We start from the raw sequence: 20,514 nt of genomic DNA, 5'->3' as shown, positions 1-20,514 counted from the left end.
TTTGAACACTTGAAGGGTTCACCCAGAGGCGCAGGCTTGTTCCTATCGTCGGTCTAGGCCAGATGCATTCTTTATCGGCGCTTGGGTGAAAGGAGGAGGGGTGAAATCTCCCACGGTCTGTACTGCGCGAACAGTCAGAATCGAGCTTTGTCCCTCCTCCTCCCTTCAAGTCCTACCATACAAGCGAGCTTGCTCGCGATGGCGGTGCATCAGCCAGCGTTGATGTTGACTGGCACACCGTTATCGCGAGCAAGCTCGCTCCCACACCAGATCTCTCACCGTTCCCTGCTGAACGAATCAACCATGAGCCTGCTTGAACAGCACCGCAATGCCAGGGTGGTAATGCCCGGCTTCGTTGCGCAACTTGCGGTAGGCGTAAGGGAAGTACCAGGCCACGGCGCAGGTGTTTTCCTTCTGCAGGTCGTCGATCATGTCCTGCAATTCTTCGGGTGTGGCGCTTTGCTGGGCTTTTTGCGGCGAGACGAACAGGCAGCCCAGCTTCAGGTCGCTGGCGTAGCTGATGCGCTTGGCATCGCTGGTGGCTTCCAGCAGCGGCTGGGTCAGGTTCAGGTTGCTGACCTTGGGCCAGCGCTGGGTGGCCTGGATGAAGGCGCGCTCCTCGGTGCTGGCGATGAACAGATCGGCGCTGACGTTGCGTTCGCCTTCTTCATTCTGCTTGCGGGTCGGGGCGTTCTGCAGCGTGACCATCTCAGCCATCCAGGCTGCGGCCGACAGCAAGCCGAGGTTGGCTTTTTCATCGAACCAATAAGGTGTGTCGTTATCGCCACGCACCGCGTTGTAGCGGTCGATACAGTCAAACCAGCGTTCCAGCGCCGGGCGCAGGAATTCCAATTTTGGATTGCTGATGATCATGCCTTGCATGCTTTTGCCCTCTTGTTCTTGTGATATCGGGTCGTAATGTCGCTTTGATATCACTTGCCGCAGAATCCCACAAGATTGGCGTCATTTTATTGATCGGCGCCAATGATCGCCCCGACAGGCGGCTTTAATTGACGCTCCACCCCCAACCCTCTAACCTTCGCCGCTTGTTTCAGGTGCTCTGTGGCTGTGGTCGACAGAGTGAAACAGGGAAGCCGGTGAGTGCACACGAACCCGGCGCTGCCCCCGCAACGGTAAATGAGTCAACGCTGCGCTTGTGGCCTGTGTGGTGAGTTCGTCAGTTCAAATTCGGATGTCAGAAGTCCATAGCCAAGGCGCTGCGACGAGTCATAGCCCGCTATGGCGAGGAGCAGCAACGCAGGATATGGACTTCTGACGCCGAAGTTGACTGACAGAACTCGCCACACAGGCCACTCACCACTGTGTCGCAGACATGGGAAGGCGCGCAGCCAGGCACCACGCCGCTCATGAGCCCGGAGACCGGCCTGATTCATCCAACGGCATCACGGTGGGCGATGCCAGGCTTGTTGCCGTCTTTTTGTGTGCCCGCCCGCCGTTATCCAATCCCAAACGGAGGCTTCCCATGACCGACTCCCTCATCACCGACACGTCCGATCGCGACGAACGCCACCTGGCGCGCATGCTGCGCAAGAAAGCCGTGATCGACGAGCGCATTGCCAACTCGCCGAATGAATGCGGCTTGTTGCTGGTGCTGACGGGCAATGGCAAGGGCAAGAGCAGCTCGGCGTTCGGCATGCTTGCGCGGTCCATGGGGCACGGCATGCAGTGCGGCGTGGTGCAGTTCATCAAGGGGCGCAACAGCACCGGTGAAGAGCTGTTCTTGCGCCGCTTCCCGGAGCAGGTGCGCTTTCACGTCATGGGCGAAGGCTTCACCTGGGAAACCCAGGATCGCCAGCGCGATATCGCCGCCGCCGAAGCCGCCTGGGCGGTATCGCGCCAGTTGCTCAGCGATCCGTCCATCGGCCTGGTGGTGCTCGACGAGTTGAACATAGCCCTCAAGCACGGTTACCTCGACCTCGATCAGGTGCTGAGCGATCTGCAGGCCCGCCCACCGATGCAGCATGTGGTGGTGACCGGTCGTGGGGCCAAGCCCGAGATGATCGAGCTGGCCGACACCGTGACTGAAATGGGCATGATCAAGCACGCGTTCCAAGCGGGTATCAAGGCGCAGAAAGGCGTCGAACTGTGAGCGAACCCGTCATGACCCGCCGCCACTGTCCGGCGGTGCTGATCGCAGCGCCGGCCTCGGGCCAAGGCAAGACCACCGTCACTGCGGCGCTGGCCCGGTTGCATCGCAACCAGGGACGCAAGGTGCGTGTATTCAAATGCGGCCCGGATTTTCTCGACCCGATGATCCTGGAGCGGGCCAGTGGCGCGCCGGTCTATCAATTGGACATGTGGATGGTCGGTGAGCAGGAAAGTCGCCGGCTGTTGTGGGAAGCCGCTGCTGAAGCGGACCTGATTCTGATCGAAGGGGTCATGGGGCTGTTCGACGGCACCCCGTCGAGCGCCGACCTGGCGCGGCATTTTGGCGTGCCGGTGTTGGCGGTGATCGATGGCACGGCCATGGCCCAGACTTTCGGCGCCCTGGCCCTGGGCCTGGCCCGTTATCAACCGGACCTGCCATTCGCCGGGGTCTTGGCCAACCGGGTCGGCACCTTGCGCCACGCGCAATTGCTTGAAGGCAGCCTGACCGAAGGCCTGCGCTGGTACGGCGCGCTGTCCCGGGAAACCGGCATCGAATTGCCCAGTCGTCATCTCGGGTTGGTCCAGGCCAGCGAGTTGAACGACTTGGACGCGCGCCTCGACGCGGCCGCCGAGGCCCTGGCCGGCAGTTGCGAAGTGGCGCTGCCGCCAGCGGTGGAGTTCGCCGCGCCTGAGGTGATCGCTGTTGAGCCGTGGCTCGCCGGGGTGCGCATCGCCGTGGCCCGTGACGAAGCGTTTGCCTTCACCTATGGCGCCAGCCTTGATCTGCTGCGGGCCATGGGCGCGCAGTTGTGTTTCTTTTCGCCGATACATGACAGCGAACTGCCCGAGGCGGACAGCCTTTATTTGCCTGGCGGTTATCCGGAACTGCACCACGTTGCCTTGGCTGGGAACGCGCCGATGCTGGCAGCGATCCGTGCTCACCAGGCCGCCGACAAACCGTTGCTCGCCGAATGCGGCGGCATGTTGTATCTGCTCGATTCATTGACCGACGTCGAAGGCGTGCGCGCCGAACTGCTGGGTTTGCTGGCCGGTGATGCGCAGATGCAAAAACGCCTGGCAGCCCTGGCGCTGCAAGCGGTGGATTTGCCGGAAGGCACCTTGCGTGGGCATACCTATCATCATTCGCTGACCAGCACCGAGCTTGAACCGATTGCCCGTGGCCATAGCCCCAATGGCGGGCGTGGGGCGGAAGCGGTGTTCCGGCAGGGGCGGATGACGGCTTCCTATGTTCATTTTTATTTCCCGTCCAATCCCAAGGCGATTGCTGCGTTGTTTGCGCCTGATCCTGAGACCGCTATCGCGAGTAGGCTCGCTCCCACAGGGGACCCCGTGATCTCAAGTGCAACGCTAGCCAATGTGGGAGCGAGCTTGCTCGCGAAGAGGCCATGACCGACACCGCTTTCTCCCAGGCCGAACGCGACGCCATCTACCGCGCCATCGCCGAACGCCGCGACATGCGCCACTTCAGCGGTGGCACGGTTGAGCCGGCCTTGCTGCGCCGCTTGCTGGAAGCCGCGCACCAGGCCCCCAGCGTCGGCCTCATGCAACCGTGGCGCTTCATCCGCATCAGTGACCGCGCCTTGCGTGGACAGATCCGCGAATTGGTGGAGCAGGAACGCATTCGCACCGCCGAGGCCCTGGGTGAGCGCAGCGATGAATTCATGAAGCTCAAGGTCGAAGGGATCGACGACTGCGCCGAAGTGCTGGTGGCGGCGTTGATGGAGGATCGCGAGCGGCACATTTTCGGTCGGCGGACCTTGCCGGAAATGGACCTGGCCTCGCTGTCCTGCGCGATCCAGAACCTGTGGCTGGCCTCCCGTGCCGAAGGGCTGGGGATGGGCTGGGTGTCGTTGTTCGAACCCCAGGCCCTGGCCGACCTGTTGGGCTTGCCCGCTGGGGCCAAGCCGCTGGCGATCCTCTGCCTGGGCCCGGTCGAGGGTTTTTACCCGGCGCCGATGCTCGCCCTGGAAGGGTGGGCGCAACCGCGTCCGCTCAATGAACTGCTGTATGAAAACCATTGGGGAGTGAGCCCATGAGTGTGGCGTTGCTCAGTGCTGCCGCAGTGGCGCTGGATGCTTTGCTGGGCGAGCCCCGGCGCTGGCATCCGCTGGTGGCGTTCGGCGGCTTTGCCGATCGCATCGAACAGCGCTTCAATTCCGGCGGACGTGGTTGGCGCAGCCATGGGGTGACGGCGTGGATCATCGCCGTGGTGCCGTTGACCTTGCTCGCCACGGCCCTTTCGTGGGCGCCGATGGTGGGCTGGCTGGTGGAGATCCTCGCCTTGTACTGTGCCCTCGGCCTGCGCAGCCTCGGTGAACATGTCGAGCCGGTGGCGCGGGCGTTGCGCAGCGGTGATCTGGACGAGGCGCGCAAGCGTGTCGGTTATCTGGTCAGCCGCGAAACGGCTGAACTGGACGAAACCGCCGTGGCCCGCGCCGCCACCGAATCGGTGCTGGAAAATGGCAGCGACGCGGTGTTCGCCGCGTTGTTCTGGTTCGCCGTGGCCGGTGCCCCCGGTGTGGTGTTGTATCGCCTGAGCAATACCCTCGATGCCATGTGGGGTTATCGCAACGAACGCTTCGAGCGCTTCGGCTGGGCGGCGGCAAAAATCGACGATGTGCTCAACTATATTCCGGCGCGCCTGGTGGCATTGACCTACGCGCTGCTCGGCAAAACCCGCCTGGCGCTCAAGTGCTGGCGCACCCAGGGGCCGACCTGGGACAGCCCCAACGCCGGACCAGTGATGGCCGCCGGTGCCGGAGCGCTGGGTGTCGAGCTGGGCGGGGCGGCGGTTTATCACGGCGAGCTGCATCAACGTCCAGCGCTGGGCGAAGGCGTGCCGGCGAGTGCCGACGCCATTGATCGCGGCTGGCAATTGGTCCAGCGCGGCGTATGGTTATGGCTGCTGATTCTCTGCCTGGGAGCTGAGTTTTATGCTTGAGCACGGTGGCCGTTTGCGCAACGCAACCCGGCAATACGGCATTGCCGAAGCGGATTGGCTCGACTTGTCCAGCGGTCTGGCGCCCTGGCCGTTCGACGTCCCGGCGATTCCCCTGCGGGCCTGGGCGCGTTTACCGGAAACCGATGACGGCTTGGAACAGGCCGCCTGCGATTATTACGGCGCGCTGAATGTGCTACCGGTGGCCGGTTCGCAGATGGCCATCCAGCTGTTGCCGCGCCTGCGCCGGGCCGGCAAGGTCGGTGTCTTGTCGCCGTGTTATGCCGAGCACGCCGAAGCCTGGCGCCGCAGCGGCTACATCGTGCGCGAAGTGCTGGAGTCGGAGGTGGATTTCTTTCTCGACAGCCTCGACGTGCTGGTGGTGGTCAATCCGAACAATCCCACGGGCCTGAGCCTGGCGCCCGAGCGCTTGCTGGACTGGCATGCGCGCCTGGCCCAGCGCGGTGGTTGGCTGGTGGTGGATGAGGCCTTCATGGACGTCATGCCGGCGCTGAGCCTGGCGGCGCACACCCATCTGGTCGGGTTGATCGTGCTGCGCTCGTTCGGCAAGTTCTTTGGCCTGGCCGGGGTTCGCCTGGGGTTTGTATTGGCCGAGCGTCGCTTGCTCAAGTTGCTCGCCGAACAGGTCGGGCCGTGGGTCGTCAGCGGGCCGACCCGGGTGCTGGGCCAGGCGTGCCTGCTGGACACTGATGCCCACGCATACCAGCGCCAACGCTGCGAAGCCACCAGCCAACGCCTGGCGCTGATGCTCGAACGCCACGGCTTCAAGCCGCAGGGCGGCTGCGGGTTGTTCCAATGGCTGGTCACCGAACACGCCCTGGGGCTTCATGATTTCATGGCCCATCGCGGCATTCTCCTGCGCTTGTTTACCAACACCAGCAGCCTGCGCTTCGGGCTGCCGGCCGATGACAGCGAATTCCTGCGCCTCGAACAGGCCTTAGAGGCCTACGCCAAGGACACCCGATGACCACAGTGATGGTGCAGGGCACCACGTCCGATGCCGGCAAAAGTACCTTGGTCACGGCTTTATGCCGCTGGGTCCGACGCCAGGGTGTAAGCGTGGTGCCGTTCAAGCCGCAGAACATGGCCCTCAACAGCGCCGTGACGGCCGACGGCGGCGAAATCGGTCGCGCCCAGGCGGTGCAGGCCCAGGCGGCGGGGCTGGAACCGCACACCGACATGAACCCGGTGCTACTCAAGCCCAACAGCGACACTGGCGCCCAGGTGATCATCCATGGCCGTGCCGTGACCACCATGAATGCCGTGGCCTATCACGATTACAAAGCCATCGCGATGCAAGCCGTGCTGGCCTCCCACGCGCGCTTGAGCGCGGCGTATCCGGTGGTGATGGTGGAGGGCGCCGGCTCGCCGGCCGAGATCAACCTGCGTGCCGGTGACATTGCCAACATGGGCTTTGCCGAGGCGGTGGATTGCCCGGTGCTGCTGATCGCCGATATCAATCGTGGCGGGGTGTTCGCTCATCTGGTCGGTACTTTGGAGCTGCTGTCGCCCAGCGAGCAGGCGCGGGTCAAGGGCTTCATCATCAACCGTTTTCGCGGTGACATCGCCTTGCTGCAACCGGGCCTGGACTGGCTGGAAGCGCGCACCGGCAAACCGGTGATCGGGGTGTTGCCGTACGTGATGGACCTGCACCTGGAAGCCGAGGACGGCCTCGACCAGCGCCAAACCGACAAGGCTGAACAGGTGCTCAAGGTGGTGGTGCCGGTGTTGCCGCGCATCAGCAACCACACCGATTTCGATCCACTACGCCTGCACCCGCAGGTCGACTTGCAATTCATCGGCCCCGGCCAGCCCATCCCGGCGGCCGACCTGATCATCCTGCCCGGTTCGAAAAGCGTGCGCAGCGACCTGGCCTACTTGCGCGCCAACGGTTGGGCAGCGGCGATCAATCGTCACCTGCGCTACGGTGGCAAGCTGCTGGGCATCTGCGGCGGTTTGCAGATGCTCGGCCAGCAGGTCCACGACCCGTTGGGCCTCGAAGGCGCGGCCGGTTCCAGTGCCGGGCTGGGCCTGCTGGATTTCGAAACGACGCTGGAACACGAGAAGCAATTGCGCAATGTGCGCGGGCGACTGGCCTTGGAAGAGGCTGAGGTCAGCGGCTACGAGATCCACGCGGGCGTGACCACTGGCTCGGCCCTGGAAAACCCCGCGGTGCATCTGGAGGATGGCCGTTGCGACGGCGCCCAGAGTCTCGACGGGCAGGTGTTCGGCACTTACCTGCATGGGCTCTTTGAATCGCCGGCGGCCAGTAGCGCGTTGTTGCGCTGGGCCGGGTTGCAGGATGTGCAGGCGGTGGATTACCACGGGTTGCGCGAGCGGGACATCGAGCGGTTGGCGGATCTGGTGGAACAGCATTTGGATACTCGGTTGTTGCGTGAACTCTGTGGGATTTGAGGTGGCTGTACCGGCCTCATCGCGAGCAGGCTCGCTCCCACATTGGATCTCTGATGATCACCGAATTCATGTACACCCTGGATCAACTGTGGGAGCGAGCTTGCTCGCGAAGAGGCCAGTCGCCACACCGCCAAATAAAAGGTAATGACCCATGCTGCAACTGATCCTCGGCGGCGCCCGCTCCGGCAAGAGTCGCCTGGCGGAAAAACTCGCCACAGACACCCAATTGCCAGTGACCTACATCGCCACCAGCCAACCCCTGGATGGCGAGATGACCGCGCGCGTCGCGCAACACCGCGCGCGGCGCCCGACCGAATGGGCGCTAGTGGAAGAACCCCTGGCCCTGGCGCGGGTGCTGCGGGAAAACGCCGCCCCCGGGCAATGCCTGTTGGTGGATTGCCTGACCCTGTGGCTGACCAACCTGTTGATGCTCGACGACCCCGAGCCACTGAACGCCGAGCGCGAAGCGCTGCTGGACTGCCTGGCCGCGTTGCCCGGGGACATCATTTTTGTCAGCAACGAGACCGGCATGGGTGTCGTGCCGCTGGGCGAGCTGACGCGCCGTTACGTCGATGAAGCCGGTTGGCTGCATCAAGCCTTGGCCGAACGTTGTCAGCGCGTCGTGCTGACCGTCGCCGGCCTGCCCCTGACTCTCAAAGGTACTGCGTTATGAATCACTGCTGGTGGCTGGACCCGTGCAAGCCCGTCGATAGCCAGGCCCTGGAGCAGGCCACGGCCCGTCAGCAACAACTGACCAAGCCGGCGGGTTCCCTGGGCCGTCTGGAGTCGGTGGCGGTGCAACTGGCCGGTCTGCAAGGGCAGGTCAAACCGAGCCTCGATCAGCTATGGATCGCGATTTTTGCCGGTGACCATGGTGTGGTCGCCGAAGGCGTATCGGCCTATCCCCAGGAAGTCACCGGGCAGATGCTGCTCAACTTCGTCAGCGGTGGCGCGGCCATCAGCGTCCTGGCGCGGCAACTGGGCGCGTCGCTGGAAGTGGTCGACCTGGGCACCGTCACGCCTTCGCTGGACCTGCCCGGTGTGCGGCACCTGAACGTCGGGCCGGGCACGGCGAATTTTGTCCAGGGCCCGGCAATGACCGTGAGCCAGGGCGAGCAGGCCCTGCAAGCTGGGCGCGACAGTGTGCTGCGTGCCGTCGCCGCCGGGACGCACTTGTTTATCGGCGGCGAGATGGGCATCGGCAACACCACGGCCGCCAGCGCCCTGGCCTGCGCCTTGCTCGAATGCCCGGTGGCGCATCTGGTCGGGCCGGGTACCGGGTTGGACGCGGCGGGTGTCAGCCGCAAGGCCCAGGTGATCGAACGGGCCCTGGCGCTGCACGCGGCCCAGGGCCACGACCCGTTGCAGACCCTGTTCAACCTCGGCGGTTTTGAAATCGCCGCGTTGGTCGGTGCGTACCTGGCCTGCGCCCAGCAGGGCGTCGCGGTGTTGGTGGATGGCTTCATCTGCAGCGTTGCGGCCCTGGTGGCGGTGCGGATCAATCCCGCGTGCCGGCCATGGTTGCTGTTCGGCCATCGCGGCGCCGAGCCGGGCCATCGCCACGTGCTGGAAACCCTCGGCGCCGAACCGCTACTGGACCTCGGTCTGCGCCTGGGCGAGGGCAGTGGCGCGGCGTTGGCAGTGCCGCTGTTGCGCCTGGCCTGTGACCTTCATGGGCAAATGGCGACGTTTGCCGAAGCGGCCGTGGCGGATCGTCCGGCATGACCTTGCGCCTGGACCTGCTGCGTCACGGCGAAACCGAACTGGGCGGCGGCTTGCGCGGCAGCCTCGACGATGCCTTGACGGCCAGGGGCTGGGATCAGATGCACGCGGCTGTCGAGCAAGGAGGCCCCTGGGATCGCCTGGTGAGTTCGCCGTTGCAGCGTTGCGCCCGCTTTGCCGAGCAACTGGGTGCCCGACTCGGCGTGCCGGTGCAACTGGACAAAGACCTGCAAGAGCTGCATTTCGGCGCCTGGGAAGGCCGTAGCGCAGCAGCGCTGATGGACACCGACGCCGAGGCACTGGGCCAGTTCTGGGCCGATCCCTATGCCTTCACGCCCCCCGAAGGCGAGCCGGTGCTGGCGTTTTCCAGCCGCGTCCTGGCAGCGGTCGAACGCCTGCACGTGGCCTATGCCGGTCAGCGGGTCTTGCTGGTCAGCCATGGCGGCGTGATGCGCCTGCTGCTGGCCCAGGCCCGAGGCCTGCCTCGGGAGCAATTGCTCAATGTCGAAGTCGGCCATGGCGCGCTGTTTTCCCTGGCGGTGTCGGCAGGGCCCGTGCTCAAAGAGGCGGATTGACGATGTTGCCCTTCTGGATCGCCCTGCAATTTCTCAGCAGCCTGCCGGTGCGCCTGCCTGGCATGCCCGAGCCTGAACAGCTGGGCCGTTCGCTGTTGTTCTATCCGGTGGTGGGGCTGTTGTTCGGTGTTTTGCTGTGGCTGTTCAATGCACTGCTGCTGGACACGCCATTGCTGCTGCACGCCGCGCTGTTGCTGAGCGCGTGGGTGTTGCTCAGCGGCGGCCTGCACCTCGATGGCCTGGCCGACAGCGCCGATGCCTGGCTGGGCGGTTTCGGCGACCGCGAGCGTACGTTGCTGATCATGAAAGACCCGCGCAGTGGGCCGATCGCGGTGATCACCCTGGTGCTGGTGCTGCTGCTCAAATTCACCGCGCTGCTGGCGTTGATCGAGCAGGGACAGACGTTGACCTTGATCGTCGTGCCGGTGCTGGGGCGTGCCGCGTTGCTTGGCCTGTTCCTGACCACGCCGTACGTGCGTGCCGGCGGCCTGGGCCAGGCCCTCGCCGATCATCTGCCCCGCCGTGCGGGTTGGCAGGTGTTGTGGGTGTGCGCGCTGGGGGTCTTGCTGGTGGCGGGTTGGGCAGGCGTCGTTGCCCTGTTGGCCGCCTCGGCGGTCTTTATCGGCTTGCGCCAGATGATGCTGCGCAGGCTAGGGGGCTGCACCGGGGATACCGCCGGGGCGTTGCTGGAATTGCTTGAGATGGCGATGTTGGTGGGGGTGGTGTTGCGCTGAGTTTGTCCTGATCTTGTCCCGGCGACCTGTCAACTCTGACAGTATCGCGTCATTGAAAACGCGTGCTTAATTCGCTCAAGGCCTCAGCTGCCGCGCAGAGCGATGGGAAGCGTTGTGTCGTGTCCGGTGTTATCGATCTGCCAGAAAAATTGGATGGCCGTTGGCGTCTCAGCGGCTGAACGTTATCAATGGGAGAGCGATAGCATGGCGAATGCGGATATCAAACAGCAGCGGCGTGAGGCGAACAGCGCTTATCTTCGGATGCGTACCGAGCATCAGTCGAAGTTGGGCGACAAATTCATAATCATTAAGAATCCTATGGTAGACATCAACACTGGTCTGCTCAACGGCCCCAGTCTGAAGAGCGGATTGAGTGTAGAGATTCCCAAGTGGGATAACCTGCCACCCCCGGGCGCACCGGAGAAGATCCAGGTAATGTTCGATCGTAGCGGCAATGGCCGTTTTGAGGTTGTGGCAGAACATGAATTTGAAATACCTTTGGGGGGGGCTGACTTTCCAGAGACCTTCCCCTACCCAATGCTCATTGAGGCCCGTGACCTTCCGCAAAGCTCTCCATGCCGCGTGAGATATGACCATTACCCCTATAACGCAACAGATGCAGATGAATCTCCGATCACTCCGCTCATTTGCGATCAAGAGCCACCTTATAGACACGACCCGCCAGAGGCGTTGAAGTTTTCGGAGGTGTACCTCGACGACACAAACCTGGCGCCTGGCAGCAAATTGACTGCCACAATTCCTGGTTACGCTGATTGGCAAGCGACGGATAAAATCGCCGTTTACCTGGTGGATGCCGCCGACATTCCCGAGGACCTGAATGGACTCTCCCCGATTTTCTTCAACGATGTTCCCCCCCCGGGCACCTCAGACACTCCGATCGAAATCGACGGCGATCGTATTCGTGCGTTTGGCGATGCCGAATGCGTGTTCATCTACGTCCTGATCGACAAGGCGACCAATCCCAGCGCTCTGTCGCTTTGGCAGAAAATAAGCCTCACCTTCGGGCCGCTACCGACCAATCTAAAAGATCCGGAAGTCCCCCAGGCAGATCCGGGCCCTTTGGTGGTTGAGGATGCTTTGTCGGGGGTGAGCGTGTGGATTCCCCTGTATGACAATCCCAAGGGCAATGACTACATTCGATTGAAGTGGGGAGATACGCCGCTGGATGACTATCCTGTGGGGCCTACCCCATCGGACAAGATCGTGGTTCCGGTGGAACCGAAACTCCTCATGCTTGAGGAATACGGTCAAAACACCACTGGCAACAAGACGACCAACGTCAGTTATCACGTCGTGCGTAAAGGTCGGCTATTCGGACCTGAAAACACCGATATCGAGGTCAATTTCGAGGTGCCGATCCCCTGGGTTCCCTGGCCATCTCCCGATTGGCCGGATCCGGTGCATCCAAGCTTGACGGTAGGCGTAGTCAAGAATTGGGATGATAGCCGGACCAACGAGTTGACGCGGGCCGACAAGGACGAGGACGCGAAATTCACCTTTACCTGGTACGCCGAGGCGGTTAACGGGCATGTCATCGATTTTTTCTGGAATGGCACGTGTGTCGTTGAGGCCCGGATCACCTTCGATGATACAGATCCTGATCACGTACCTGGCCAGGATCAAACCGTCGACATCCCTTGGAACTACATCAAGGACGGTGGCAATGGCCAGGCCGTGCCGGTGCACTATCAATTGAGCGCGCCAGGCATTGAGAATGATCTCGAATCCACGCCAACCCTGGTCGATGTCAATGCCATTGCGGTTGAGCTGCCACCTGCGAGTTTTCCCACCATCCCTAACCCGACCGGTTATCCAGGCTGCTCGGTGCTTGATGCCGATGGCGCGCTCCAGGTCGCCATCCCTGACCTAACCGGAGTGCTTGAGGATGGTGATGAAATTGAATTGGTGTTCACCCCCATGAGAGGGGATGATCTCAGCGCAGCTGAAGATCCCATCGCCGCCGCGATATTCAGGGGCACCTATAAGTTGGGCGATGCCGGTACACCTCTCACCGGCTTCACCATTCGGGTGGAACCTTACACGACCCATATCCTGCCGCTTTATGACGAGAACGCCGCATCGAATCGCAGGGGCCGGGCGAAGATCCAGTATTTCCACGATGACGGCTCGGAGACGCTTGAATCGACGCCGTTGACAACCCGCACAGCCTTCCACCGACCGAATGATCCGTGCGAGATCCCAAGGCCTTAACCTCGAAGCTGGCACCCGGGCCCCTGTTGCCCGGGCATGCCTGCTGTGCGGACCTGTAGGAAAGGCGCCTACATTGACATTCCTTACGGAAGTAAGAAGAAAAGTCTCACAAACACAAGGATAAATCCTACATATATCCAGGAAGCGAGTGCTTAGGATTGCCGCCTTTTGATCGTTCGGACCCAGACGGTAAACGCCAGGCTCGACGGTTGCCAGACAGCTTGTTTATCCAGGAGTTATCCATGCCCGTTAGCCACTCATTCTCCATCACACCGCTTGCGCGTTTTCTCAAACTCGTGACCCTCGCGCCATTGTTGTTGCTCAGCCCCACCGGTCTGGCGCAGACACTCATCGAAAATGGTGCGTCCAAGACCATCGACGCCGCCACCACGCCCGACGATTATCTGGTGGAGACCGAAAGCAAGCTGACGGCCAACGGCGCCACGACTTACCAGATCCGTGCGTCCGGCGGGTCGACGATCGATCTGAGTGATACCCAGGTCACCGCCCAAGGCAATGCCAACGGAGTCGATCTAGCCGGCAGTCACGCGACCATCGCCAATGGCAGCAAAGTCGTCAGCAGCAACACCGGGCTGCAACTGGCAACATCAGCCGGCGGCGGATCTACCGCGGTGGTCAGCGACAGTGAGATCATCGGTGGACGAGTGGGGGCAACCCTCAGTGCTCGCAGCCAATTGATACTCGAGGCCGGTTCCACCGTAACTGGCAGCAACGCCGATGGCATTGGCGTGCGTAGCTTCGGCGGCAAGATCTCCGCCACCGACAGCACCATCATCGGTGGGCTCAACGGTGTGTACCTGTTCGCCGACCTCAACCTGTCCGCCGACAACGCGTTGATCCTGGACAATTCCCGTGTCGAAGGGCTGGCCGGCTCGGCGATCATCGTCGACGGCCAGACCCAGACCAACGACGAACGGGTGAATATCCAGGTCAACAACGGCTCTACCCTGGTGGGCGGTAACGGTACGCTGCTGGAAGTCGTCAATGGCTCTTCGGCGAATTTCAGCGCCGATAACAGTCAACTGGTCGGCGACATCATCGTGGAAGATGGCAGCAGCGCCAACGTGGTGTTCGATAACTTCGCCACGCTCACCGGTCGCCTGGAAAACGTCGAGAGCCTGGCGATCAACAACGAAGCCCGCTGGATCATGGTCGGCGATGGCGAGATCGAAAAGCTCTCCATGAACGGCGGTGGCATCCAGTTCGGCAATCCGGGCGAGTTCTACAAGTTGACGGTGGGCGAGCTGTCGGGCAACGGCACCTTCTTCATGCACACCAACTTCAGCACTGGCCAGGTCGACACCTTGACGGTGACCGGGACAGCCACCGGCAATCACCTGGTGGCGCTCGACAGCAGTGGCTCGGAACCCGGCGCCGCCGCTTCCATCCCGGTGGTTCACATCGGCGGTGGCGATGCCCAGTTTTCCCTGGTGGGTGGTGAGGTGGACTTGGGGGCCTACTCCTACAACCTGATCAAGCAAGGCGACAATGATTGGTACCTGAACACCGCTTCGAAAATCATCAGCCCCGGTACCCAATCGGTGATGGCACTGTTCAATGCCGCACCCACGGTCTGGTACGGCGAACTCAGCACCTTGCGCAGCCGCATGGGCGAAGTGCGCCGGGACCAAGGCAAGGCCGGTGGTTGGATGCGTGCTTATGGTAACAAGTTCGATGTCAGCGCCAGTTCTGGCGTGGCTTATAAGCAAACCCAGCAGGGCTTGTCGTTGGGTGCCGATGCGCCGTTGCCGGTCGGTGACGGGCAGTGGCTGGTGGGGGTGATGGGTGGCTACAGCAAGTCCGACCTGGATTTGAGTCGCGGTACCACCGGTGAAATCGACAGTTTCTACCTTGGTGCCTACACCACGTGGCTGGACGAGGAAAGCGGCTATTACTTCGACGGTGTGCTCAAGTTCAACCGCTTCCAGAACGAATCCGACGTCCGCCTGAGCGATGGCAAAAAGGCCAAGGGCAGCTACGACAGCCACGGCGTCGGTGGCTCCCTGGAGTTCGGTCGTCATATCAAGTTGGAAGACGACTACTTCGTCGAACCTTATACACAGCTTTCGGGCGTGATCATCGAGGGCAAGGACTATCGCCTGGATAATGGCTTGTCCGCCGAAGGCGACCGCACGCACTCGTTGCTGGGCAAGGTCGGTGCGACGGTCGGGCGCAACTTTGACCTGGGTGAAGGCAACGTGCTGCAGCCGTACCTGCGTGCCGCGTATGTGCACGAGTTCGCCAATAACAACGACGTGCAGGTCAACGATAACAAGTTCAGCAATGACCTCTCCGGTTCGCGCGGTGAGCTGGGTGCGGGTGTGGCGATGACGTTGACTGACAAAGTGTCGGTCCACGCCGATTTCGATTACAGCAACGGCAATAAGATCGAGCAACCGTGGGGGGCCAACGTGGGCGTGCGCTATCTCTGGTAATTCAATGGGCTGACGCTGCACGGCACGTTCAATGTTCTTTACACGATGCGAGGATAACGGCTGCGGCCATTGTCCTCGTGCTTCTTTGAGGAGTCTTGTTCATGAGCGAGTCAGCAGATAAGTCGTCTTCCGATAACCCTAGAGAATTACTTCCACCCCGCATAGATGAACTGTTAGATAACATTCCGGGCGGTGAAATCAATCTGCTTCCCGAAGCCGCCACGCATGATGATCTAAAGGTTTGGTTCGTGTTATGGGACAATTCTGATCCGACGTTGGGTGAGGAGTCGGTTGAGCTGTTCCTTGACGGTGCCCCGAATTGGGTAGATCGCCGAACTTGGAACGCTTTCATAGAGCCGTCAGACCGATATGTGACGTTGCCCCAAAGACTACTGCGTGGTAATGACGGGCTTCATCGGTTGCACTACAGGGCGACGGCTTATAACAATGAGTCTGATGACTCTGCCGAGTTGGAGATTACCCTCGATACGACGCCGCCTGTCCTTGCTGCTGACAGCAAGCTGGTTTTCCCTCCCGAAGTCCTTCCGCCCAATAAACTCACTGCCCGCTACCTTGAGCAGAACAATGATGAGGTCAAGGCCAATCTCCCGGGATACACGGACCCCCGACCCTGGGATCGGATCACCTGGTACTGGGGATCTACACCGGGCACCCAGGATGAAGGCGGTGTCATCGAACTTGATGACCAGAATTTTTCTGATCCCGTCGTGGTTACGATCAGCGCTGATTTAATACAGGACAGGGGCGATGGGTCCCGGTATGTGTGGTATGAGGTGCAGGACCGCGCGGGTAATGTCAGCCCTAGGTCTGTGGCGGTTGTATTGGATGTCGATGCCACGCCGATTCCCCGTGATTTGCCTTGGTCCTCTATTGACGGCGCGGTTGGGACGGGGGAGCTACAAACGTTGGATCCGTTGGTGCCTGCTGGCGGCGTTGTTATTGTGCAAGTGCCGGACACCGCCGTTATCTACCCGGAAGAGAAGGTTTGGGTGCAATGGGGGGAGCCTGGCACCCTGGGCGCTACTCGGGTCGAACAGCCCATCAGTTCAGGCTCACGTCGTTTTCGGGTGGAAATGCAGTACTTGGCGGCTCAAATCGGCAGGGTGTTGCCGGTCTCCTATGGTGTCATCGATGCGATGGATCAGGAGCATCTTTCTGTCCCACGTCGGCTCCAGGTACTAACCCTCCCAAGTTACCGGCTCGAAGCCGTCCAGTGCGAGGGCCTTTCCGGCGGATATCTGAGCTATAACTCGGTGGCACCGGAGGGCGCACGACTGACGCTGAAAAAATGGCCGCTCATCACAACCGATCATTGGGTCATGATCACGATGACTGGTGTCAACTCTTCTTCAGGCCAGGACTGGGTATTCCCGGCCGTGAACAAGCGTGCGGTCACTGAGCAGGAGACTTTTGCCGGCATTGGTTTTGGTACTGAGGTCAGGGTGTCCAAGGCGTTTTTGAATACGCTACGACGTAATGCGCCATTGACGGGCAAAGCCTATGTCAGTTTTGATGGCGGGCAAACTTGGCCGCCTTTGTCGTCGCCTAATTTCCCTTTGTTGCAATTGACGTTGGTCGAGTGAAAAGCTGGCTGCCATAGGTTTATCCTACACTTTTCAATAGTGGAGCACTGCGCTAGGTGTGGGGTGATTTTATATTTTAATTGATCAAGGAAGAAGGCCAAGTATGCGATCTGGTAGCGATCACATACTTGGTTTGCAGGAGTTGGTATTTAAGCGTTTGTTGCTAGTTTTATAATATATACTTTTCAAGTAGCTGTTTTTTGTTCTCTCGTTCCAGAAAATCCCGATAACTTTGATTGGACTCAAGTAACGCTGAGCTGAATGGCGTAGGTTGGGAGGGGGCATTAGCTGTATTATTAAATATCTGTCTATTTAAATTCGGTTGTTCGTCGTCGCTATAGTCCGGCGGTGGTGTTCGCACTTTATTATTTGATGTATTAATGGTCTCAGTTTGTTCGAAATAGAGAGAGCGATTTGAGCGCTCAGTTCGTAGGTTTGAGTATGAACCTGCCTCATCACCAGTACCAGGTTGATTTCCGGGGTTAATGCTAGTGGTTCTACTCCTCGGGGCATTTGGATATACAGCAGTGCTGCCCCTGGGGGTGCTGGAAGCGGGCGGCGCTTTAGATCCTGGATTGCGACCGAAAAATGAACCGGCACTTATGAGTCCGCCGACAGCTGTTAGTATCATGCCAATTGACATAACTGCTTCATTGTTTGTTTCAGTTCCATACACGGTCAGTCCTACGCCTACAGCTACTACTGCTAAACCGACAAGTGCCAGCGTCGCCCCCCCAGTTGCAACGGCTGAAGCGATCGCGCCAACCAGTGCAACCGCTGCAAAAACGTAACTCACTATTTTTCCCCATATAGATGTTTTCTGTTTCTCTTCGGGGATGGGGTCGATATACCCAGGGTTATCCGGCCGACGATAGTTGGCCCGATGTCCGGTCGGGTCACGGAACGTAATCGGATTGCCCAGGCAATACGCATAGGGGTTGACCCCGCCCGAGCCGAACGGGCTATACGAATCCGGACTATGAAAGCGCATCAGGTTAGGGTTGTACACCCGGTAGCCACGGCCCAGCAGATACCAGTGGCTCGTGTTCTCGCACACCTCGCTGTTGAACGCGATTAAGCTCTGCAAGGCTTCCTCGCTGCTACGAATACCGTAGGCGCTGTAGGCTACTGCGTGCACGTCCGATTGCACGCATTCTCCTATGACGCTGGGGCTGGCGTCTGTCATCAGCAAGAGGGTCTGCTCATGGTCGTCGATTTGCTGCTGCCCCAAAGGGCGTTCTTCATGGAACAAATACTGCGTGCCTATGCCATTGTGCAGCGTGTGGCTCAGGTTGTAGCCCTGATAGAAGCGTAGTGTTTCCGGCTCGTTGCCTTGACGAACGCCCACCAAGTGGTTATGCCCGTCGTAGCGATAGCTCACGACAAGCTGCTCTTGCGCATCCTTTACCGCAACCAGGCGGCCATGATCGTCGTAGATCAAGCGTCGATTGAGTTCGTCATTGAGCATATGGCCATTGGCGTCGTACTCGAACTCAAGCAGCGCTGGATAGCCGCCGGCCGTATAGGTATGGGTAATCTTTTTCAATTGAAAAGGATCGTCGGGATCATAGGTGAATACGGCAATGTCGCTGAGACCGCCATCGAATTGAGTGGTGACTCGCACGATATTATCCAGCTCATCGAACCTGAATAACTGGCTGAGGATGCTATTGCCGTAGGCGTCCTTGGGCAGGGCGCTGCCCGTGCAGGTGTGATGAACGAGTCGGTTGCGCGAGTCATACACAAACGCCTCATCGAGAAAGCTCTCCTCGTTCAGGAACACGTGTCGGCTCTTGAGTTGGTTGTCGCCTTGCCAGATTTGAGTAATGCCCCGTGGGGCTTGACCATTGAGGGTCAGTGTCCGCTCGACCTCCCGGCCCTGCGGGTCGTATTTGACCTCGGCAACCAATGTCGACGTCGGGCTGCGTGTCGTGGTGCGGAACAGTTGGCCGAGTGTGTCGTAGTCGAAGTCGGCACTGAGCGCGCCTTGGACGACTGTTTTGGCCCGTCCGCAATCGTCATAGGTATAAACGGTATCCAGGCCGTCGGTATGGCTCCGACTGATTTGTCGACCCTGACGGGAAGTCTGGTAGCTGGTCTCCATCTTTTTGCCGTCGATGTCGGTCCAACTTTCGTACTCCAGCTTACCGGTATCGGCATATCGATATTCACGCTGACCTTGATTATTTTGCGCACTGGTTATTGCACCGGTCTTGAGGTCATACACGTATGTCGTCGATTCATCTTTGGACGTGGTGATCGCTAAAGGCTGCAGGGTCAATTCGGGTTTATATTCGTAATCAAAAACTTCTTTGGCCGGGGTGATCCGCTGGCTGGGTTGCATCTGGCTGCCGGTGTATTTGAACTCCTCGATTCGCGGATTGACCATCGAACCGACACGCCGTTCGGTCATGCGCTGAAGGCTGTCGAATGACTGATGACCGACAGTGATCGACGGCTTGGCGCTGGGTTTCACGCTCATGCTGGTGGTTTGTTCACCTAAACTGTGCGCGGCAAATTCCCGGCTGGCGACCGTGTTGTCGGGCAGGGTGGTGGCTTTCACTCGATCCCACGGGTCATAGGCAAAACGCGTCTTGCGTTCCTGCCCGTCATACAATTCTATTTGTTGTACACAGTTGTTCTTGCCGTCGTAGGTGTATTCAACCGCGCCAACGGTCGGCAGCCCTGTCGTTTCAAGCAGGTGGCGCAGATGCTCTGCGACCGGGCGTTCGGGTTGTTGGTGACACAGATCGATCAAGGGCTGTGCGTCCAATCGTTCGAAGCGGTCAAGCTTGCCGAAATCGTTGTACTTGCCCACGGTCAGGCCGCTGATAAGTGTTGTCGTTTCAGTCTCCGGGGTTTCCCGCCATTGGTGCTCGACCGGCCCTTTGCTGCCGAAAGGCGACCAGAGGTAACGGCTCACAACGCCATCGGGCATTGTCGTGCGATGGGCGATACCCCAGGCGTCGTATTCAAAGCGCTGGCGCAAGGGCATGGATTTATCTTCCAGCCAGTCGTAGCGGATCTCTTCGATCAGGTTGTCCAGTTTGTCGTAACTGGCCGCGTAGACCTGGCGCGGCGCCTTTGCCTTCTCGACCCTCTCTCGATAAACCACTCGTCCCATACCATCGAAGCGGGTGTGGGTCGTTACGCCGCTGACCCCCGTCACGCTCTCTGAAGCGTATTGCCCGTCTGTACTGATCAAGGTATAGCGATAAACGCGTTCGGCTCGAACGTCGGGCGATTTAGGTGAGACGATTTCCTTGGTGACTCGACCCAGAACATCGAACTGGCGAAGCAGTTCCACGCCATCGATGTCGGTGGTCAGCACCGCTTCGCCGGTGATCAGCGAATTTTCCTGGGACATCGTTTTTTCGATGCCGTCAAAACCAGTAAGTAACTCGCGTGTTTCCAACACGGTTTCACCGGCCAGCGCGCTGGGGCCCTTGTCGTACTCATACAAGGTCGTACTGGTGGTGCCATTGAGCAAGGTTTGCTGGCTGGCCAGGCGGCTATGCAAGAATGGATCGCCGGTCAGTTCATGGTAACTGCGCAAGGTTTGCTGCAAGGTGGTTTCGTTGGCGCCCTCCACCTGCATCAGGGTTTCGCTGTCCATCGCCAGCCAATCGTCCACCCCGCTGCCGTTCAGCGGCTTGTGCGCGCTGTAGCGCAGACGGGTGCGCAGCG

Annotated in this window: 15 protein-coding genes and 1 riboswitch; of the genes, 13 read left to right on the top strand and 2 right to left on the bottom strand. The window is 60.3% G+C overall.

What is annotated here, in order from left to right:
• Positions 1-297: 297 nt before the first annotated feature.
• Positions 298-882, bottom strand: a complete 585-nt coding sequence (locus B0E42_RS25695; protein WP_018612440.1) for a hypothetical protein — start codon at positions 880-882, stop codon at positions 298-300.
• Between the two features lie 154 nt (positions 883-1,036).
• A riboswitch (cobalamin riboswitch) is annotated at positions 1,037-1,404 on the top strand.
• Between the two features lie 79 nt (positions 1,405-1,483).
• Here B0E42_RS25695 and cobO point away from each other — a divergent pair.
• From cobO to B0E42_RS25630, 13 genes are all read left to right on the top strand, one after another.
• Positions 1,484-2,110 carry a cob(I)yrinic acid a,c-diamide adenosyltransferase gene (gene cobO / locus B0E42_RS25690; RefSeq protein WP_371915906.1) on the top strand — a complete coding sequence of 209 codons (627 nt, stop codon included), beginning with the start codon at positions 1,484-1,486 and terminating at the stop codon, positions 2,108-2,110.
• 11 nt (positions 2,111-2,121) lie between these two features.
• Positions 2,122-3,519, top strand: a complete 1,398-nt coding sequence (locus tag B0E42_RS25685) for a cobyrinate a,c-diamide synthase (protein WP_371915907.1) — start codon at positions 2,122-2,124, stop codon at positions 3,517-3,519.
• Complete coding sequence (gene bluB / locus B0E42_RS25680) at positions 3,516-4,166, top strand: 5,6-dimethylbenzimidazole synthase (RefSeq protein ID WP_018612435.1); 651 nt, start codon at positions 3,516-3,518, stop codon at positions 4,164-4,166. Before B0E42_RS25685 ends, bluB begins: the two co-directional genes overlap by 4 nt.
• Positions 4,163-5,071 carry an adenosylcobinamide-phosphate synthase CbiB gene (gene cbiB, locus B0E42_RS25675; RefSeq protein ID WP_077508212.1) on the top strand — a complete coding sequence of 303 codons (909 nt, stop codon included), beginning with the start codon at positions 4,163-4,165 and terminating at the stop codon, positions 5,069-5,071. The genes bluB and cbiB overlap by 4 nt, the downstream gene beginning before the upstream one ends.
• Entirely contained in the window at positions 5,064-6,056 is a 993-nt protein-coding gene (gene cobD, locus B0E42_RS25670) for a threonine-phosphate decarboxylase CobD (RefSeq protein WP_077508209.1), read from the top strand. The genes cbiB and cobD overlap by 8 nt, the downstream gene beginning before the upstream one ends.
• A complete protein-coding gene (locus tag B0E42_RS25665) occupies positions 6,053-7,504 on the top strand; it encodes a cobyric acid synthase (protein WP_018612429.1) in 1,452 nt (483 codons plus the stop codon). The genes cobD and B0E42_RS25665 overlap by 4 nt, the downstream gene beginning before the upstream one ends.
• 151 nt (positions 7,505-7,655) lie before the next feature.
• Positions 7,656-8,177, top strand: coding sequence for a bifunctional adenosylcobinamide kinase/adenosylcobinamide-phosphate guanylyltransferase (cobU, locus tag B0E42_RS25660; protein WP_053181081.1), 522 nt, complete (start codon positions 7,656-7,658; stop codon positions 8,175-8,177).
• Entirely contained in the window at positions 8,174-9,229 is a 1,056-nt protein-coding gene (gene cobT / locus B0E42_RS25655) for a nicotinate-nucleotide--dimethylbenzimidazole phosphoribosyltransferase (protein ID WP_077508206.1), read from the top strand. Before cobU ends, cobT begins: the two co-directional genes overlap by 4 nt.
• The gene (gene cobC, locus B0E42_RS25650; RefSeq protein ID WP_077508203.1) at positions 9,226-9,801 is read left to right on the top strand and encodes an alpha-ribazole phosphatase family protein; all 576 of its coding nucleotides are present in this window, start codon (positions 9,226-9,228) and stop codon (positions 9,799-9,801) included. Before cobT ends, cobC begins: the two co-directional genes overlap by 4 nt.
• A 2-nt stretch (positions 9,802-9,803) precedes the next feature.
• A complete protein-coding gene (locus tag B0E42_RS25645; protein ID WP_018606797.1) occupies positions 9,804-10,535 on the top strand; it encodes an adenosylcobinamide-GDP ribazoletransferase in 732 nt (243 codons plus the stop codon).
• A gap of 153 nt (positions 10,536-10,688) precedes the next feature.
• Positions 10,689-12,767: a hypothetical protein gene (locus B0E42_RS25640; protein ID WP_077508200.1), complete on the top strand. Its 2,079-nt coding sequence runs from the start codon at positions 10,689-10,691 to the stop codon at positions 12,765-12,767.
• 242 nt (positions 12,768-13,009) lie between these two features.
• Positions 13,010-15,223 carry an autotransporter outer membrane beta-barrel domain-containing protein gene (locus B0E42_RS25635; protein ID WP_053181066.1) on the top strand — a complete coding sequence of 738 codons (2,214 nt, stop codon included), beginning with the start codon at positions 13,010-13,012 and terminating at the stop codon, positions 15,221-15,223.
• A 101-nt stretch (positions 15,224-15,324) separates the two neighbouring features.
• Entirely contained in the window at positions 15,325-16,827 is a 1,503-nt protein-coding gene (locus B0E42_RS25630) for a hypothetical protein (protein WP_077508198.1), read from the top strand.
• A 169-nt stretch (positions 16,828-16,996) separates the two neighbouring features.
• Here the strand turns inward: B0E42_RS25630 and B0E42_RS25625 are convergent, their stop codons facing one another.
• The gene (locus tag B0E42_RS25625) at positions 16,997-20,443 is read right to left on the bottom strand and encodes an RHS repeat-associated core domain-containing protein (RefSeq protein ID WP_218191462.1); all 3,447 of its coding nucleotides are present in this window, start codon (positions 20,441-20,443) and stop codon (positions 16,997-16,999) included.
• Between the last annotated feature and the right edge of the window lie 71 nt (positions 20,444-20,514).

The sequence above is a fragment of the Pseudomonas sp. A25(2017) genome, from assembly GCF_002001065.1.
Lineage (GTDB): Bacteria > Pseudomonadota > Gammaproteobacteria > Pseudomonadales > Pseudomonadaceae > Aquipseudomonas > Aquipseudomonas kilonensis.
This window is presented reverse-complemented; position numbering and strand designations above follow the sequence as displayed.

What these genes read in the sequence shown, in the direction of transcription:
- B0E42_RS25695 (WP_018612440.1), bottom strand. Translation starts at nt 882, where the DNA reads ATGCAAGGCATGATCATCAGCAATCCAAAATTGGAATTCCTGCGCCCG.
- cobO (WP_371915906.1), top strand. Translation starts at nt 1,484, where the DNA reads ATGACCGACTCCCTCATCACCGACACGTCCGATCGCGACGAACGCCAC.
- B0E42_RS25685 (WP_371915907.1), top strand. Translation starts at nt 2,122, where the DNA reads ATGACCCGCCGCCACTGTCCGGCGGTGCTGATCGCAGCGCCGGCCTCG.
- bluB (WP_018612435.1), top strand. Translation starts at nt 3,516, where the DNA reads ATGACCGACACCGCTTTCTCCCAGGCCGAACGCGACGCCATCTACCGC.
- cbiB (WP_077508212.1), top strand. Translation starts at nt 4,163, where the DNA reads ATGAGTGTGGCGTTGCTCAGTGCTGCCGCAGTGGCGCTGGATGCTTTG.
- cobD (WP_077508209.1), top strand. Translation starts at nt 5,064, where the DNA reads ATGCTTGAGCACGGTGGCCGTTTGCGCAACGCAACCCGGCAATACGGC.
- B0E42_RS25665 (WP_018612429.1), top strand. Translation starts at nt 6,053, where the DNA reads ATGACCACAGTGATGGTGCAGGGCACCACGTCCGATGCCGGCAAAAGT.
- cobU (WP_053181081.1), top strand. Translation starts at nt 7,656, where the DNA reads ATGCTGCAACTGATCCTCGGCGGCGCCCGCTCCGGCAAGAGTCGCCTG.
- cobT (WP_077508206.1), top strand. Translation starts at nt 8,174, where the DNA reads ATGAATCACTGCTGGTGGCTGGACCCGTGCAAGCCCGTCGATAGCCAG.
- cobC (WP_077508203.1), top strand. Translation starts at nt 9,226, where the DNA reads ATGACCTTGCGCCTGGACCTGCTGCGTCACGGCGAAACCGAACTGGGC.
- B0E42_RS25645 (WP_018606797.1), top strand. Translation starts at nt 9,804, where the DNA reads ATGTTGCCCTTCTGGATCGCCCTGCAATTTCTCAGCAGCCTGCCGGTG.
- B0E42_RS25640 (WP_077508200.1), top strand. Translation starts at nt 10,689, where the DNA reads ATGGCCGTTGGCGTCTCAGCGGCTGAACGTTATCAATGGGAGAGCGAT.
- B0E42_RS25635 (WP_053181066.1), top strand. Translation starts at nt 13,010, where the DNA reads ATGCCCGTTAGCCACTCATTCTCCATCACACCGCTTGCGCGTTTTCTC.
- B0E42_RS25630 (WP_077508198.1), top strand. Translation starts at nt 15,325, where the DNA reads ATGAGCGAGTCAGCAGATAAGTCGTCTTCCGATAACCCTAGAGAATTA.
- B0E42_RS25625 (WP_218191462.1), bottom strand. Translation starts at nt 20,443, where the DNA reads ATGGACAGCGAAACCCTGATGCAGGTGGAGGGCGCCAACGAAACCACC.